The sequence below is a fragment of the Pseudomonas sp. NPDC089996 genome, assembly GCF_044748405.1.
GTDB lineage: Bacteria > Pseudomonadota > Gammaproteobacteria > Pseudomonadales > Pseudomonadaceae > Aquipseudomonas.
The window spans coordinates 421498-436504 of the sequence record NZ_JBIVGA010000001.1; the positions used below are offsets into that span (position 1 = coordinate 421498).

10 protein-coding genes and 2 pseudogenes are annotated in these 15007 nt (G+C 55.2%); 5 read left to right on the top strand and 7 right to left on the bottom strand.

The genetic code is table 11. From position 1 onward, the window contains the following. Positions 1–139: 139 nt before the first annotated feature. From ACIPW4_RS02015 to ACIPW4_RS02025, 3 genes are all read right to left on the bottom strand, one after another. Positions 140–1810 carry an FMN-binding glutamate synthase family protein gene (locus ACIPW4_RS02015; RefSeq protein ID WP_400654356.1) on the bottom strand — a complete coding sequence of 557 codons (1671 nt, stop codon included), beginning with the start codon at positions 1808–1810 and terminating at the stop codon, positions 140–142. Positions 1811–1914: 104 nt separating this feature from the next. Continuing rightward, on the bottom strand, positions 1915–3282 hold the full coding sequence (locus tag ACIPW4_RS02020; protein WP_400654357.1) for an ATP-binding protein: 1368 nt from the start codon (positions 3280–3282) through the stop codon (positions 1915–1917). Between the two features lies 1 nt (position 3283). Beyond that, complete coding sequence (locus ACIPW4_RS02025) at positions 3284–4003, bottom strand: response regulator (protein WP_400654358.1); 720 nt, start codon at positions 4001–4003, stop codon at positions 3284–3286. Positions 4004–4160: 157 nt separating this feature from the next. Between ACIPW4_RS02025 and ACIPW4_RS02030 the strand changes: the two genes are divergently transcribed. Continuing rightward, positions 4161–6440 carry a TonB-dependent siderophore receptor gene (locus ACIPW4_RS02030; RefSeq protein ID WP_400654359.1) on the top strand — a complete coding sequence of 760 codons (2280 nt, stop codon included), beginning with the start codon at positions 4161–4163 and terminating at the stop codon, positions 6438–6440. A 166-nt stretch (positions 6441–6606) separates the two neighbouring features. On the opposite strand, the gene ACIPW4_RS02035 is transcribed toward ACIPW4_RS02030, so the two are convergent. Together ACIPW4_RS02035 and ACIPW4_RS02040 are read right to left on the bottom strand one after the other, a co-directional pair. Beyond that, on the bottom strand, positions 6607–6798 hold the full coding sequence (locus tag ACIPW4_RS02035; RefSeq protein ID WP_400654360.1) for a hypothetical protein: 192 nt from the start codon (positions 6796–6798) through the stop codon (positions 6607–6609). Positions 6799–6865: 67 nt separating this feature from the next. Then, positions 6866–7021, bottom strand: a pseudogene (locus ACIPW4_RS02040) (DUF3079 domain-containing protein); the annotation flags it as partial. 4 nt (positions 7022–7025) lie between these two features. Here ACIPW4_RS02040 and nrdD (ACIPW4_RS02045) point away from each other — a divergent pair. From nrdD (ACIPW4_RS02045) to ACIPW4_RS02060, 4 genes and pseudogenes are all read left to right on the top strand, one after another. Then, positions 7026–7985: pseudogene (nrdD, locus tag ACIPW4_RS02045) on the top strand (anaerobic ribonucleoside-triphosphate reductase); the annotation flags it as partial. Continuing rightward, positions 7960–8109, top strand: coding sequence for an anaerobic ribonucleoside-triphosphate reductase (nrdD, locus tag ACIPW4_RS02050; RefSeq protein WP_400654361.1), 150 nt, complete (start codon positions 7960–7962; stop codon positions 8107–8109). The pseudogene nrdD (ACIPW4_RS02045) and the gene nrdD (ACIPW4_RS02050), both read left to right, overlap by 26 nt. Before the next feature lie 624 nt (positions 8110–8733). Continuing rightward, complete coding sequence (locus ACIPW4_RS02055) at positions 8734–10872, top strand: ATP-dependent nuclease (protein ID WP_400654362.1); 2139 nt, start codon at positions 8734–8736, stop codon at positions 10870–10872. Beyond that, a complete protein-coding gene (locus ACIPW4_RS02060) occupies positions 10857–12782 on the top strand; it encodes a UvrD-helicase domain-containing protein (protein ID WP_400654363.1) in 1926 nt (641 codons plus the stop codon). Before ACIPW4_RS02055 ends, ACIPW4_RS02060 begins: the two co-directional genes overlap by 16 nt. A 116-nt stretch (positions 12783–12898) precedes the next feature. Here the strand turns inward: ACIPW4_RS02060 and ACIPW4_RS02065 are convergent, their stop codons facing one another. Then, positions 12899–13258 carry a hypothetical protein gene (locus ACIPW4_RS02065; RefSeq protein WP_400654364.1) on the bottom strand — a complete coding sequence of 120 codons (360 nt, stop codon included), beginning with the start codon at positions 13256–13258 and terminating at the stop codon, positions 12899–12901. A gap of 268 nt (positions 13259–13526) precedes the next feature. Next, positions 13527–14507 (bottom strand): integrase domain-containing protein, encoded by a 981-nt coding sequence (locus ACIPW4_RS02070; protein ID WP_400654611.1) that lies wholly within the window; start codon positions 14505–14507, stop codon positions 13527–13529. Positions 14508–15007: the final 500 nt, after the last annotated feature.

Below are 15007 nucleotides of genomic sequence, written 5' to 3' on the forward strand. Positions count from 1 at the left end.
CTGCTTCGCAGCCCATCGCAGGCAAGCCAGCTCCCACAGGATCGCGCGAATCTTGAAATTTGCGCTGTACCTGTAGGAGCTGGCTTGCCTGCGATGGGCCGCAGAGCGGCCCCAATTGCTTGAGTGAACAGCATACGGCCTATGCCGGGGCTGTTTCTTTGCGGCGCACGCTGGCCGTCGCCGGCGCGATCGGTACCTCCCCCGTCTCCGGTGCAAAGCTGTCACTGCGCGCCATCCGCCACATCCGTGCATAGAACTCGCTTTCGATCGAGCCACTGAGCAGTTCGCCAGGCTTGAGGAATTGGTGCAGGTCGGAAAACAGGCTGATCTCGCTGGTGCTGATACGCCGCGCCAGGTGCTTGGGCTTGAGCTGCGACGGGTGCTCCAGGCCTGCAGCAGCGAGCATTTCGGCCAGGGCATGCAGCGTGTTGCGATGGAAGCTGGCCACCCGCTCGGCCTTGTCCGGCACCACCAGCGCACGCTGGCGCAGTGAGTCCTGCGTGGCGACGCCGGTCGGGCACTTGTTGGTGTGGCAGCTCTGCGACTGGATGCAGCCGATGGCGAACATGAAGCCACGTGCCGAGTTGACCCAGTCGGCGCCGATGGCCAGCACGCTGGCGATATCGAAGGCGCTGACGATCTTGCCTGCGGCGCCGATGCGGATGCTCGAGCGCAGGTTCAGGCCAACCAGTGTGTTGTGCACGAACATCAGGCCTTCGCGCATCGGCACGCCCATGTTGTCGCTGAACTCCCGAGGTGCCGCGCCGGTGCCTCCTTCCTTTCCGTCGACGACGATGAAGTCCGGTGTGATGCCGGTGACCAGCATGGCTTTGGCGATGCCCATGAACTCCCAGGGGTGGCCCAGGCAGAACTTGAACCCCACCGGCTTGCCGCCCGACAGTTCGCGCAGGCTGGCCACGAAGTGCAACAGCTCCACCGGCGTGCGGAAGGCGCTGTGCGCGGCGGGCGAAATGCAGTCCTCGCCCACGCGCACGCCACGGGTTGCGGCGATTTCCGGGCTGACCTTGTGGGCCGGCAGGATGCCGCCGTGGCCCGGTTTGGCACCCTGGCTGAGCTTGATTTCGATCATCTTCACCTGCGGGCTGCGCGCCTGTTCGGCGAAGCGTTGTGCGTCGAAGCGCCCGTGTTCGGTACGGCAACCGAAGTAGCCGCTGCCGATCTCCCAGATCAGGTCGCCGCCATGCTCGCGGTGGTAAGGGCTGATGCTGCCCTCGCCGGTGTCATGGGCGAAACGGCCCAGGCGTGCGCCCTGGTTGAGCGCGGCGATTGCATTGGCGCTGAGCGCGCCGAAGCTCATGGCCGAGATGTTGAAGATCGACGCGCAGTAGGGCAGGCGGCATTGCGGCCCGCCAATGGCAATGCGGAACGAAGCCGCGTCGGGTGTGGCGACCGGCAGCATCGAATGGCTGATGAATTCGAAGCCTGGCTTGTAGGCATCGTTGAGCGTGCCGAAAGCTTTTTCGGCGCTCTCGTTCTTGGCGCGGGCGTACACCAGCGAGCGCTGCGAACGGGAGAACGGCAACTTGTCGTCATCACCTTCGATCAGGTACTGGCGGATCTCGGGGCGGATGGTTTCGATCAGGTAGCGGATGTTGCCCAGGATCGGGTAGTTGCGCCGTACCGCGTGATGGCTCTGGCGCAGGTCGTTGAGCCCGACCAGGCTGAGCAGGGCGGTGACCATCGTCAGCGGCCAGAGCCAACTGTGCTGGGCAAGGAACGGGATACTGGCGAAGGTGAACGACAGGCACAGGGCCAGGCAGGCATAACGGCTGGGGAGCGAATCTTTCATGGGTCCATCGCAGGCTGGATGACGCGGCCTAGGATAGGCAAACCGCCGGTTCGGAAAACCAGGGGTTTTGGTAAAAGACTATTACCTGAAGGCGTGGGGCCCGATCATCCGGGCAGCAATACACTGACGCGCAAACCGCCGCCTTCGCGATTATGCAGCAGCAACTCGCCGCCATGGCTGCTGGCGATGCGTTGGGCGATGCTCAGCCCCAGGCCATAGCCCCCGGAGGCCTGGTTGCGCGACCCCTCGCCACGTACGAACGGGTCGGTGATGGTGGCCAGCAGGCCAGGCGCAATGCCCGGGCCCCGGTCGTCGATGTGGATGTACACGCCGGTAATGGCGGTTTCCAGGGTCACCGATACTTGCCTGGCATAACGCAGTGCATTCACCACCAGGTTCTGCAGGCAGCGTTGCAGCAACAGTGCATCGACCCGCAGGCTGCCGCCCTTGCCATGCACCGGCAAGGGTTCCGCGCTGCTGGCCAGGTCGGCGCACAGCCGCGCCACCAGGCGGTCGAGGTCGACGTCCTGAAGGTTCTGCTGTTCGCCGGCACGCAGGTAGTCCAGCACCTGGCCGATCATGTTATCCATCTGGGTGATGTTGTGCCGCAGGCGTTCGCGCTGCTCGTCGTCCGGCAGCCGCTCCAGGCGCAGGCGCATGCGCGTCAGCGGGGTGCGCAGGTCGTGGGACACGGCAGCCAGGAAACAAGCCTTGTCATTGACCATGGCGATCAGGCGTTGCTGCATGGCGTTGAAGGCCAGCGCGGCCTGGCGCACTTCCTCCGGGCCGTCCAGGGCCAGCGCGGGTTGCTCGAGGTTGCTGCCCAGCCCGCGCGCCGCGTCGGCCAGGCGCCGCAATGGGCGCAGGCACAGGCGTACTGCAATCAGGCAGACCAGCAGCACGGCGACGATGCGCAGCGCATACACCCGCAGCAGGTAGTCGCTGATCAGCACCCACGCCGACTCGCCGCTCCAGCCCTGCAGTTCCTCGCCGTCAATGCTCAGCCAATGGCCATCGGGCAACGGCACGGCGAACTGGATATGTGCCTGGGCGGTGCGCAGGCCGAACAGGCTGCGCCAGACGATCGGCTGGCCCAGCTCATCGGTCAGTTGCACCTTCAGCAGGCGCACCTGCCGGGTGTGGCCCAGTTCGTAGTTCAGTGCCTGTTGCAGCAACAGCTCGATACGTCGGCGCCCGCGCCGCTGATCTTCCTCTTGCGCAGGTTCGCTTTCGGTGCAACGCAGCTGATAGTGCGCGGGCACCTGCATGCCCTGCGTGTGGCAGTTGGCCTGGGCAATCAGCGGGGCGCTGCGTGCAGCCATGAGCCGGACCGGTGCCTCGAGCACCTGGGCGAAACGCACATCGAACCAGATGCTGCTCGACATCAACTGGATCACCAGCGTACCGCTGACCATGATCAGCAGCAGCTGGCCAAACAGCGTGCGCGGCCACAGGTGACGGAGCCAGCGCATTTCAGCTGTCGGCCTCGGTACGGGCGATGCTCAGCAGGTAGCCTTCGTTGCGGATGGTCAGGATCTGGATATCGCTGGCCGGCGCATGGCGCAGTTGCTGGCGCAGGCGGCTGATGCACATGTCCACCGAGCGGTCGTCCGGGTGGTGATCGCGGCCAAATGCGCTGCGTGTCAGCTGATCACGCGACACCACACGGTTGTTGGCTTCCAGCACTTCACGCAGCACCCGGTAATCGGAGCGTGGCAGGGTCAGGGTTGCGCCGTCGGGGCGGGTCAGCAGGCGCTTGACGTGGTCAAGGCTGAAACCGGCGAAGCGCTGGGCTTCGGCAGCCGGCTCCTGGGCAGGGGTGTCCAGGCGTTGCGGGCGGCGCAGCACCGCTTTGATACGGGCGATCAGCTCGCGCGGTTCGAAGGGCTTGGCCAGGTAATCGTCAGCACCCACTTCCAGGCCGATGATGCGATCCAGCGTGCTGCCCTTGGCCGACAACATGATCACTGCCAGGCCCGGCGTCGCTTGCAACTGGCGGCACAGGCTCAAGCCATCTTCACCAGGCAGCATCAAGTCCAGCACCACCAGGTCGACCTTGCTCGCCGCCAGTTGCTCGCGCATGCCATCACCGTCAGCGGCTGCCAGCACGGTATAGCCGGCATCGGTAAGGTAATCACAGAGAAGGTCGCGGATCTCGTCGTCATCATCGACGACAAGCAAGGTCGTGCTCATCGGGAAAACACCTGTCTGGGAGGGTTCGGCAGCGCCAGTTACGTTCGATTACATCCCCGTACAAGCCGGGTATGGAGCCCAAAGGGCGGATCCCTAGAATCGTAACAAAAAATCAACTGCAAATACGAAGCCTTCCCAAATGAATCACAAGAGCGCCATGAACGACTTCACTTCTGTTGTCCGGTGCGGCAGCCGCCTGCACCCGCTTGCCTTCTTCGTTGCCGTCGCCATCAGTGGCAACGCCTTGGCTGCCGAAAGCCAGCCCCTGGAGCTGGATGCCACGCAGATCGAGGACAGTGCGCTTGTGTCCGCAGATGAAACCGGGCAGCTCGGCTACACGGTGGAAAGCACCCGCAGCTCCACCGGCCTGGAGCTGACCCCAAGGCAGACGCCGCAGTCGGTCACCACCATCACCCGCCAGCAGATGGACGACCGCGATGTGCACTCCATCGAGCAGGCGCTGGACACCACGCCAGGTGTGAGCGCCACCAAGTCCGAGGTGGGCGGGCGCACCGACTTCCGCGCCCGGGGCTACTCGATCAGCAACTGGAAGGTCGATGGTTTGCAGTTCCAGGGCGGTTCCGACTTCAGTGGCGGCGGTAATGCACTGAACATGGACTTGTACGAGCGCATCGACATCGTCCGTGGCGCCAACGGCTTGCTCGGTGGTACCGGCGACCCGTCGGCCACCGTCAACCTGATCCGCAAGGCACCGACCAGAGCCTTTGGCGGCAGCGCCTATGCCACTTACGGTAGCTGGGACAAGCGCCGCCTGGGCGCCGATCTCAACTTGCCGCTCTCCGAAGACGGCCGCCTGCGTTCGCGTTTCGTGATGACCCAGGGCGACGCCAACTCGTTCCGCGACAACCAGTCCGAACGCTCACGTGCTGCTTTGGCCAATTTCGAGTTCGACATCGACGACGCGACCACCTTGGGCGCCGGTTATCAGTACGAATACAACAAGGTGGTCGGCGGCGGCTGGGGCGCCAACATCCCCATCTGGTACAAGGACGGCAGCAAGACCGACTTGCCACGCAGTACCAACGTGGTGCCGAGCTGGAGCTTCGGCGAGTACACCACCCGCACCGCTTTTGGCTCGCTGGAGCACCGTTTCGAAAACGACTGGACCCTCGACCTGAAGGCTGCCCAGAGCACGGCCGAAGTGCTCAACCACCGTGGCCTGGCCAAGGTCAACTCGGCTGGCCGTGGCAGCTACGGCGGCTACTGGGACCAGGATGGCAGCGGCGCGGTACTCAACGGCCTGCACAGCGCCAGCGACACCACCCAGCAGTCCGCGCAGATCGACCTGTCCGGCCCGTTCCAGCTGTTCGGTCGCACCCACCAGGCGATGGTCGGCTACAACGACAGCCGGACCGTGGCCTGGTCGCCGGAGTACAGCTGCACCATGGCCAGCGACGACCGCGTCAGCGCGCCATCGGTGGGTTGCCAGTTCCGCGCCAACAATGGTTTTCCGCTCACCGACTGGCACAACGGCGTGGACAGCGACTACGACATGATCGCCTCGCGCACTGGCCGCCACAGCAAGACCACCACCCGCTTGCAAGGCATGTACGCAGCCACCCGGCTGAGCATCACCGACCCGTTGTCGGTGATCGTCGGCGTGCGCACCACCGATTACTCGGCAACCACCAACAGTGTGGCGGGCGTGCGCAGCAACCAGCAGAACAACGGCATCGTCACCCCGTACCTGGGCGCGGTATACGACCTCGACGACAACTACTCGCTGTACGCCAGCTACACCGATATCTTCAACCCGCAGACGGCCGAGACGGAAAGCGGCACCAAGGTCGAGCCGATTCGGGGCCAGAGCTACGAGACCGGCATCAAGGGCGAGTGGCTGGACGGGCGCCTGAACGCCTCGGCGGCGTATTTCCGCACCAAGCAGCAGAACAAGGCCGTGCTTGACGACGGCCTGACCACGCCAACCGGCGGCGATGCCTACAAGGCCGGAACCGGCCAGGAAACCGACGGTATCGACTTGGAAATCGCCGGTGCGCTGACGCCGAACTGGAACGTCTACGCCGGCTATACCTACCTGCACTTCCGCCGCGTGGACAGCGATGGGCGCAGCGACCCGTCGCACCTGTTCAAGGCCTCGACCACCTATCGCCTGCCTGGCCCGCTGGACCGCCTGACCATTGGCGCAGGGGTGAAGGCACAGACCAATATCCGAGCGATCTCAAGCCCGGCGGGGCAGCCTGTGGATGGCGTGAGCGGTGGGGCGACCGATGTGAACTGGTCCGGGTATGCGATCTGGAATGCCATGGCCAAGTACCAGCTGACCGATGACACGGCAGTGAGCTTCAACGTCGACAACCTGTTCGACAAGCACTACTACACCCAGTATGGGTTCTATGCGGGGGCGATCTATGGCGACCCGCGCAGCATGTCGCTGACGGTCAGCACCGCGTTCTGATCAGATCACAGTTATCTGATTTAACGAGGACTCTGTGGGAGCGGCTTTAGCCGCGAACACCGGCAAAGCCGGTGCCATCCACCGCGTCGCCTGCTTCGCGGCTAAAGCCGCTCCCACAGGTATGGCGGCGCCCTTGCGGGAACTGCTCACTGAGCGACAGTGCAGCCTATTCGTCCTCTGGCATTTCATCGGTGACCATGACGCGCACATGCGGCCCGCACGGGTCTTCCATGTGCAAACCAAAATAGCGGGAGTCGTTGGCATCCCAGAATGCCTCGACCTGCGCCATGGAGGCATTGGCAAGTAGCACTTCAGCGTTGTGCTCCAGGATGATCGAGTAACGTAGTTCGGCATTCATTGCAGAGGGCTCACAACGGCGGATTGAATAAAGTGCTGGCGATGCCATTATGCCAACCTGCTGATTTTCAATCTTCGCCACTCGTCGCGCGGCGCAGCCCATCGTCGGCGAACCCCTGTCTTCTGTCGAAGCTGTCCCAATCCTCCCCAAACAGCTCCGCCGGGTGCATCGTGCGCTCCGCGCCATTGCCGCAGGCCAGGGCCTTGGCCGGGCAGTACAGGTCCGGGCGCCTGTTCGAAATGACCGCCCGCTACGGGCTGCCGTACTTCCAGAATTTCCTCAATTCCGACATGCAGCCCAACCAGGTGCGCTCGATGTGCTGCCGCCTGCAACTGGATGTGCGTGAACTGCTCAAGCGTGGCAACGGTCTGTTCGGCTCGGCCGAGCAGACCGGATCATTGGGTGTGGTAACGCTCAACTGCGCCCGCCTGGGTTACCTGTATCCCGGCGATTCGGCAGGTTTGTACGCACGCCTCGACGCCCTGCTGGAACTGGCTTTCGAAAGCCTCGAGCGAAAGCGTGAAGTGATCCAGCGTTACATGGACAACGGCCTGTTCCCCTATACCCGGCGTTACCTCGGCACCTTGCGCAACCACTTCTCCACCATCGGCGTGAACGGCCTGCACGAGATGCTGCGTAACTACACCGGTGACCGCGACGGGCTGCACACCGAGGCCGGACGCGCCTTCGCCCTGGCACTGCTCGACCATGTGCGCCAGCGCCTGGTGGACTTTCAGGAGCGCAGCGGCCACCTCTACAACCTGGAAGCCACCCCTGCCGAAGGCATCACCTACCGCTTTGCCCGTGAGGACCGTAAACGCTATCCGGGCATTCTCCAGGCCGGCACGCCCGAGGCGCCGTACTACACCAACTCCTCGCAGCTGCCGGTGGCCTTCACTGACGACCCGTTCGAAGCGCTGGAGCTGCAGGATGCCATGCAGTGCAAGTACACCGGCGGGACGGTGCTGCACCTGTACATGGCCGAACGCATCAGTTCGAGCCAGGCCTGCAAGCAGCTGGTGCGTACAGCACTGAGCCGTTTCCGGCTGCCTTACCTGACCGTGACACCGACCTTTTCGATCTGCCCGGTGCACGGATACCTGGCGGGGGAGCATGAGTTCTGCCCGCGTTGTGATGAAGCTTTGTCAAAGGAGCTAGTACATGAATGCACAGCAGCCACTGCCTGAAGAAAAACGCCAGCGTTGCGAGGTGTGGACCCGCGTGATGGGTTACCACCGCCCCGTGGCCGCCTTTAACCCCGGCAAGCAGTCCGAACACCAGGAACGCCGGCACTTCCGCGAGCAGCGCTAGTTTCAGCAATTACGCGCTCCCTTGTAGGAGCGGCCTTGCGTCGCGAAAGGGCCGCAAAGCGGCCCCAGATCTCAGCGTCTGCCCAATGATTGCCGGGGCTGCTGCGCAGCCCTTTCGCGACACAAGGCCGCTCAGGGACTGAACTGACTCGCGGGCTTTCTGACACTGAAAGTAAAAAGGCCCACCTTTCGGTGAGCCTTTTGAGTATTGCGTATGGTGCGGCACCAGGAGTCGAATCTTTATATAACTACATGTTTTTATTAGTATTTTAGTGATTATTGAAAAGATTCTATCTCTAAATCTATCCTGACATCCACGACAGTCTCCGTATTTACAGTGTGTGATACCTGCTGCACATGTTGAAGCTACTTGCCGGCTGCGCCAAGCTTTAGCTACTGTCTGGCAAGTGGCCAGTACCATGGGTCATACGACCCTGGGCAGCAGGAGGTTTGGTTTGCATGGATGCAGAGGATCCGCTTAAGCGATTAAGCCAATTAATATCAGCACGATACACGCCGATAGATATAATTTTTGTTGATCGATTACTGGTTATTTTATGCCAGGAGTTAGGTGCGCCTGATATTTAAATGCGGTCTAGTATTACTCTAATTCAAGGATTGGGTCATGAAAGTAGTAAGGATCGAAGTCAGCAATTTTCGTTTGTTGAAGAGCTTTTCTCTTGATCTTGAGAGCAATCTTTCTCTGGTGCTGGGTAAAAACAATAGCGGGAAAACTTCGCTGCTATCTGCCTTAGAGAAATTTATAAACTCTTCTGAGAGGCATAAAATAGTTTTTGACGACTTTAATGTTGACCTAAAAGCAGCCTTAATTAAATTGGTGGGAGGGGGCGATCCGATAGGTTCGGAAAGTACTTATTTACCCTTAGGTATAACGTTAAAGTTGTATATTGAGTACGATGATGTCGATAATTTGTCAGCGGTAAGCCAGTTAATAATGAGCTTGGATCCTGATGACAATCATATTGTGCTTGGCTTTGAGTATCTGATTAGTTACTCCCAGTTGACGTCGATGCGGAATGATTATAGTGCTGTAAAAGACAAATATGACAATGACCCTAGTTTGTTTCTTAAAGAAAATCAGCATATTTACTTTGACCAAGTCCGGAAAAAAAGCTTTTCCTATAGTGATCCGAAAGTGTTCACAGACTTAACTAAGGAAAATATCAGCCTGGCTGACGTTGTCTCATTCAGATCTATCGGTGCGAAGCGGAGTGTTACGAATAAAGATAACGATAAAACACTCTCATCTCAAACTGCAATTATATACAAAAAGACATCTGAGAACCAAGAGCAGCAGGAGGCTGTTGAGGGTTTTAAGAAACAATTGCGATCAACGGATATAGAGCTAAGCGAAATCTATCAGGATATGTTTTCTGGGTTGTTGAGTAAAGTAGCAAAATTTGGAGGGTCTAGATTGTCGGAGACGCATATAAAAATTGCGTCCACCTTGCAGCACCGAGAGTTGCTGGATGGAAATACGACTGTGATGTATACCCATGATACGCATGATCTGCCAGAACATTTTAATGGTCTTGGCTATATGAACTTAATCAGCATGATTTTTGAAATAGAAATGTTGATGAGTTCTTTTAGGCGGCCTAGCAAAGAAAATCCTGCCGCTATTAATTTGCTTTTTATTGAGGAGCCGGAAGCGCATACGCACCCTCAAATGCAATATACTTTTATAAAAAATATTAAATCTTTATTAAAAGAAAGTAGGCTGAGAGAGGATGGGGTAGAGATCCATCTTCAAACGATTATAAGCACTCATTCTTCTCATATAGTGGCGGAGTGTGATTTTGATGATATTAAGTATTTAAGAAAGTCGCCTCTTGCTAACAGTGTGGATGCAAAAAATCTCAAAGCTCTCAAATCGGAGTATTCGTCTGATAATGCAGATGATAATGCCCAGGCTGAACTCTACTATAAGTTCCTTAAGCAGTATCTTACGTTAAATCGCGCTGAGCTATTTTTTGCCGATAAAGCAATACTGGTTGAGGGCGATACTGAGAAAATTCTTTTGCCAGCAATGATGCGGAAATTTGATCAAGAAGTTCCTGATGCTGGTGCCATACCGCTACTTTCTCAGAACATCTCAATTGTTGAGGTAGGGGCGCATGCTCAAATTTTTGAAAAATTTATTCATTTTATTGGCATTAAAGCTTTGATTTTGACCGATATAGATAGTGGTATTAAAGAGCTGCTTTTTGAAAAGGATGGGATTACTCCACAGCTGTATAAAAAAGGTACTCAAAAAATAGAGACTATAAAATGTCGTCCAGATGACCCTGCGGCAGACCATACAGCGAATGGATCGTTAATATTTTATCACGGTAAGGTTAGAGAGGACTTGGGCTACTTTACTTCACTTGGTGTTGAAGGTAAGGCTTTGTCTAAAGTCGGAAACGAGTGGAAGGTAGATGTCGATGGCTGTGTTTTCCTAGCATATCAAACTAAAGATGACGGCTATCATGGAAGAAGCTTCGAGGATGCATTTTTTTCTATTAACAAGGCACTGCTTGGAACTGACCATGAGAAGTTCCCCTCTCTAACGCCTAAGTGGTTCAATAAGTATGTAAAAGGCGAGTGCGATGCATTCGAATTTGCAGAGAAAGCAGTTGGCAAAAAGCCTTCGTTAGCGATTGAGATTTTGCTTAATAGTATACCTGACAAGAAATCTGACTTTTCCAATTGGAAAACACCTCACTATATCCAGGAGGGTTTGGAATGGTTGCGCAAATGAAGAGCTTAGTGGGGGTTAGTGAAGAAACGAGAAAGATTCTAGATACTATCAGTGAGGGCAAGAGTTTTTTACTGAGTGGTGGTGCTGGAAGTGGAAAAACATATTCATTGGTAGAGGTCATAACGAATTTGGTTACCCTCAAGCCTTTAGCGCGTGTAGCGTGTATAACCTACACCAACGCGGCGGTGCGGGAGATTGAGGGTAGAGCTAGTCATCCAAATCTACACGTTTCTACGATTCATGACTTTCTTTGGGGAGTGATCAAGCACTTTCAGGTTGAGCTAAAAGAAGTTCTGTTAGCGCTGATCAATGATGATGAAATATCGGCTTTTAAAGTTTTGGATGCTAATGGTGAATCGACAAAGTTAGCTGAGATTGAGGGAGAGGTTAGGTATAAAGAGTACGTAAAATTTAGGGAGGGGGTTATTTCTCATGATGAAGTTATTGTGCTTGCTAATGAGATGTTTAAACGATATGACAAACTATGTCGAATTCTGAAAGATTGCTATCCATATGTTCTGGTAGATGAGTATCAAGACACTCAGGCTGAGGTTGTGGATATACTTCTCACTCAGTTGGCTAGAGTTGGCGATCCGAATGTTGTTGGGTTTTTCGGTGATGCAATGCAAGCAATTTATGACGAGGGAATAGGTGATTTAGATTCATACAAAGGGGAGGGGGTTGGGCAGGTAAGGGAAATAAAGAAGGAAGAAAATAGGAGGAATCCAAAAAATGTAATCGATTTGGCAAACAAGCTTCGGAATGATGGACTTCACCAAGTGCCCTCTAAAGATTTGAATGCTCCTAACATGGCCGAAGATGGAAATGTAAAGAGCGGGTGTATACAGTTTATATACTCTTCGAATGATGATGTTAATATCGTAAAGAAATTTCTTGGCTGGAATTTTTCTGAGCCATCGGGCGCGAAAGAGCTGAATCTTACTCATAACCTAATCGCTGCAAAAGCAGGCTTTAGTGAGTTGATGAGGATTTATGATGGTGACAAGATTTTAGAGTATGTCCGTAGAGTAAAAAATTATATTAAGAAGAGTGATTCTGATTTCGTCTCTGATGGAAAAACATTTGGAGAAGTCCTGCTCGAGTTGAAGTGTGGGAAAGTTGGTAAAGCCCTAAAAGACATTGAGCCCACAGATGGCATGGCGGCATATATTGCGGAGCATCAAGCCGTATATGATGCAGCGCTGGGATATCAATATAGTGAGCTGGCTTCTCTATATGTGGATAAAGACCAACTAATAGATGATCAAAAGTCTGATAGAGGTGAGTTGGGACGGGGTGGTGGTAACAGGGATGACCTTATAAAGCATTTGTTTAAAATACAAAAAAATGTCCAATTGTATTTGGAGGGGAACTTTAACGAATTTCTCCGGATAACTGAGCATGCCGTTACGTCGAAAAATGATAAAGTTAGACTGAAGGAGAAGGTTGTAAGTTTATCTCAAGTCGATGGCAAGACGGTACAGCAAGTTATCGATGAGGCAAATGCAGGGGGGCTTGTTAGAGTTGATGATCGTCTTCAATCATTTGTTGAGTCAAAACGCTATATTTACAACCAAGTGGCCGCGCTCCCATTTGCACAATTTCAAAAGCTATTTGAATATCTTGAAGGGTTTACGCCGTTCTCTACTCAGCATAAAACCAAAGGCCGGGAGTTTCCTGATGTTCTAGTTGTTCTCAATAATGGTCGGTGGAATTCCTATAATTTTGACTATCTCTTCACTGATCGTGCGGATAAAGAGAGTGTGGTGAGCCGAACGCGAAAGATTCTGTATGTATGCTGTACTCGTGCAAAGTCAAATTTAGCTTTATTTTATCATTCACCATCTGATGCCGTTATTGAGAAGGCGAAGGTTTGGTTTGGGAATGAAAATGTTAGAAGCTTAGATTAAGCTTCCAAATGAAAAGTAGTGCCTGATACTACCTGGGGATGTCAGGTCGAGTCAGGCAATGCTTACTGATTGTGAGAGCATATCTACTTGGTAAGATTTTGATTGATTGTTGGCGTCTAAATGCTGTAGTTATAATATTTTCCAGTGTCGTAATCGTAAAGGGAAATGCTTTTACCACTTACGGTTCCACAAAAATGCTTTTGCGTGTCGTAGTCATAGCCATCAAATTTTTCTCCATTAATTTTCAGGTTTACGTGTTTTGAATTTCCGTAGTCATAAAAGTCCAACGAGTTGTTACTATTTCCGGAAAAAAAGGTAGATGTTGTGTAGTCGTATCCTTCAACTTTTCCATGGGCGATGTTAGCTGAAATATTCCTATGGCATGAAGCCGAGTAATCGTAGATAGAGCTAATTTTTTTCTTATTGGCGGCAGCTCCGACAACTGCGGCAACTCTAGCTCGTGTTGTTTCTTTCACTAATCATATCTCCATTTTTTACTCAATCGTAAAGTAATGAGCTCAGCAGTCAGCTTATAGTAGTAGCGCGTGTAAGCGGCTCGATGTTGTATTTTCGTACGCAGAAACCATACCACATGTTTTCTTTGCCATGTCCAAGGATTATCTCGGTGCCAGCGCTCAGCTATTGCTGTTTGAATGGCCTTCGCCTGATGCAGATGGCGTTGGCGCGTGGTATACGATCCGGTTAGGACGCCCGCTAGGAAAAGATCCATGTCGAATCCCGTGCTCATGCTCGACCACCAATGTACGAGGCCACTACGACGACACGGTTATGCCCCAGTTCATAACTGATTTGTACCCGAGCATCCTGATCTAGGCGTCGGTCGATTAGGTAGCAGTATCCACCGTTAATCGGGGCAGGATGCTCAGTGAGTTGCTCATAGCGTTCACACGCAAAGGCAGCTCTTAGCTCGTGGAAGCCTTTGAGGTGGTGTGTTTGCAGGATGTCTCGCGCAGGGCGAACGATTCGTCGATGGAAATCAAGGTAGCATTCATTCTGCGCGATCAAGTTGCGGCTACCCGCAGGCGACACCTGCCGTGCAAACTCAAGTGCACTTCGAACATGGTCATCCACTGCAATCCAACGGGGCGCCGAGGCGCTGGCGCGGCCGCCTTTGGTGCCATCCTGAATGTTAATCCTACCTAGATTGCTAGCCTCACGGCTTAACCGTGGCAGGTCAGCCAAGATGGCCTCACGCAAGCGCATACCGGTGGCTCTTGCCAACAGGGCGATCGCGGCGGCCCGTCTCTGGCCACGACCGCAAAGCGCATCGAAGATCTGCTTCACCTGTTCGCGGTCTTGGCCCTGCGGCACCGACTGGCGAACCCCAGTGCGCTGCATACCCAACGCTTTGCTTGGACTTGGCAATTTCACGCACTGATCACCGCGAAGCGCCGCCATAGTTCTGTTAACGCTGGAGAGCCGGTTTTGTGCGGTGCTGACTGCGAGGGCACCGCGCCCAACCACGTCGCGCAGATACGCCGCATAGTCGGCCAACACTTTTCGATCAATCTGCCGCGCATCATTGATACCGGGCCCCTGTTCGGAGCGGCACCACTTCACGAACGCCCGCCAACGATCACAGTGCGCTTTGACCGTGCCGTAATGACCGCCGCCGAACATGTCTTTCAGTGCCTGCGGTCCTGCGTAGCTCAATTGCCTGCCGTAGCCGAAATTGCGGCCATCGCGTCTACCCACCAATGCCATGTCGGTCACCTCATCTGCCGTTCTCCGATCCTCGCCCACGTCATCCCGCCAAGAATGTTGAGTGTTATCAGGGATCAAGGCCCCTGCGACCTGTGGGGAATGTCCTCTACGCGGGACTGGCGGCTCCTTACGTCCAGGAGCAAGGGCATCTCATGATCTGGCCTCCTGAGCACCGTTAACGGTGGGCGGGTGGAGGCTGCATTGGCTGACGAGACCAGTGCCACGAGATCCTGAGCCAGGTGCAAGCAGCAATGCGATGACCGGGGCGTGCCTGACTGTCAGTCAGGTGCAGTCCATTCCTTGGTCTGCGGCACCATCATCTGCATGGCTGTTGCTGGTGACATCGGCGTTTGTCACGCCGATTGTCACGAGGGGGAATGCCGCAAAGCCTTGTGCGATCGGGGCTGCAGCAGTGGTAGAAGTGCCCGTCTCTTTCCAGAAGAAAGAGACGGGCACAGGTTGGCGCAATATTTCGGCCAAGCGGATAGGTTGCTGCAGGG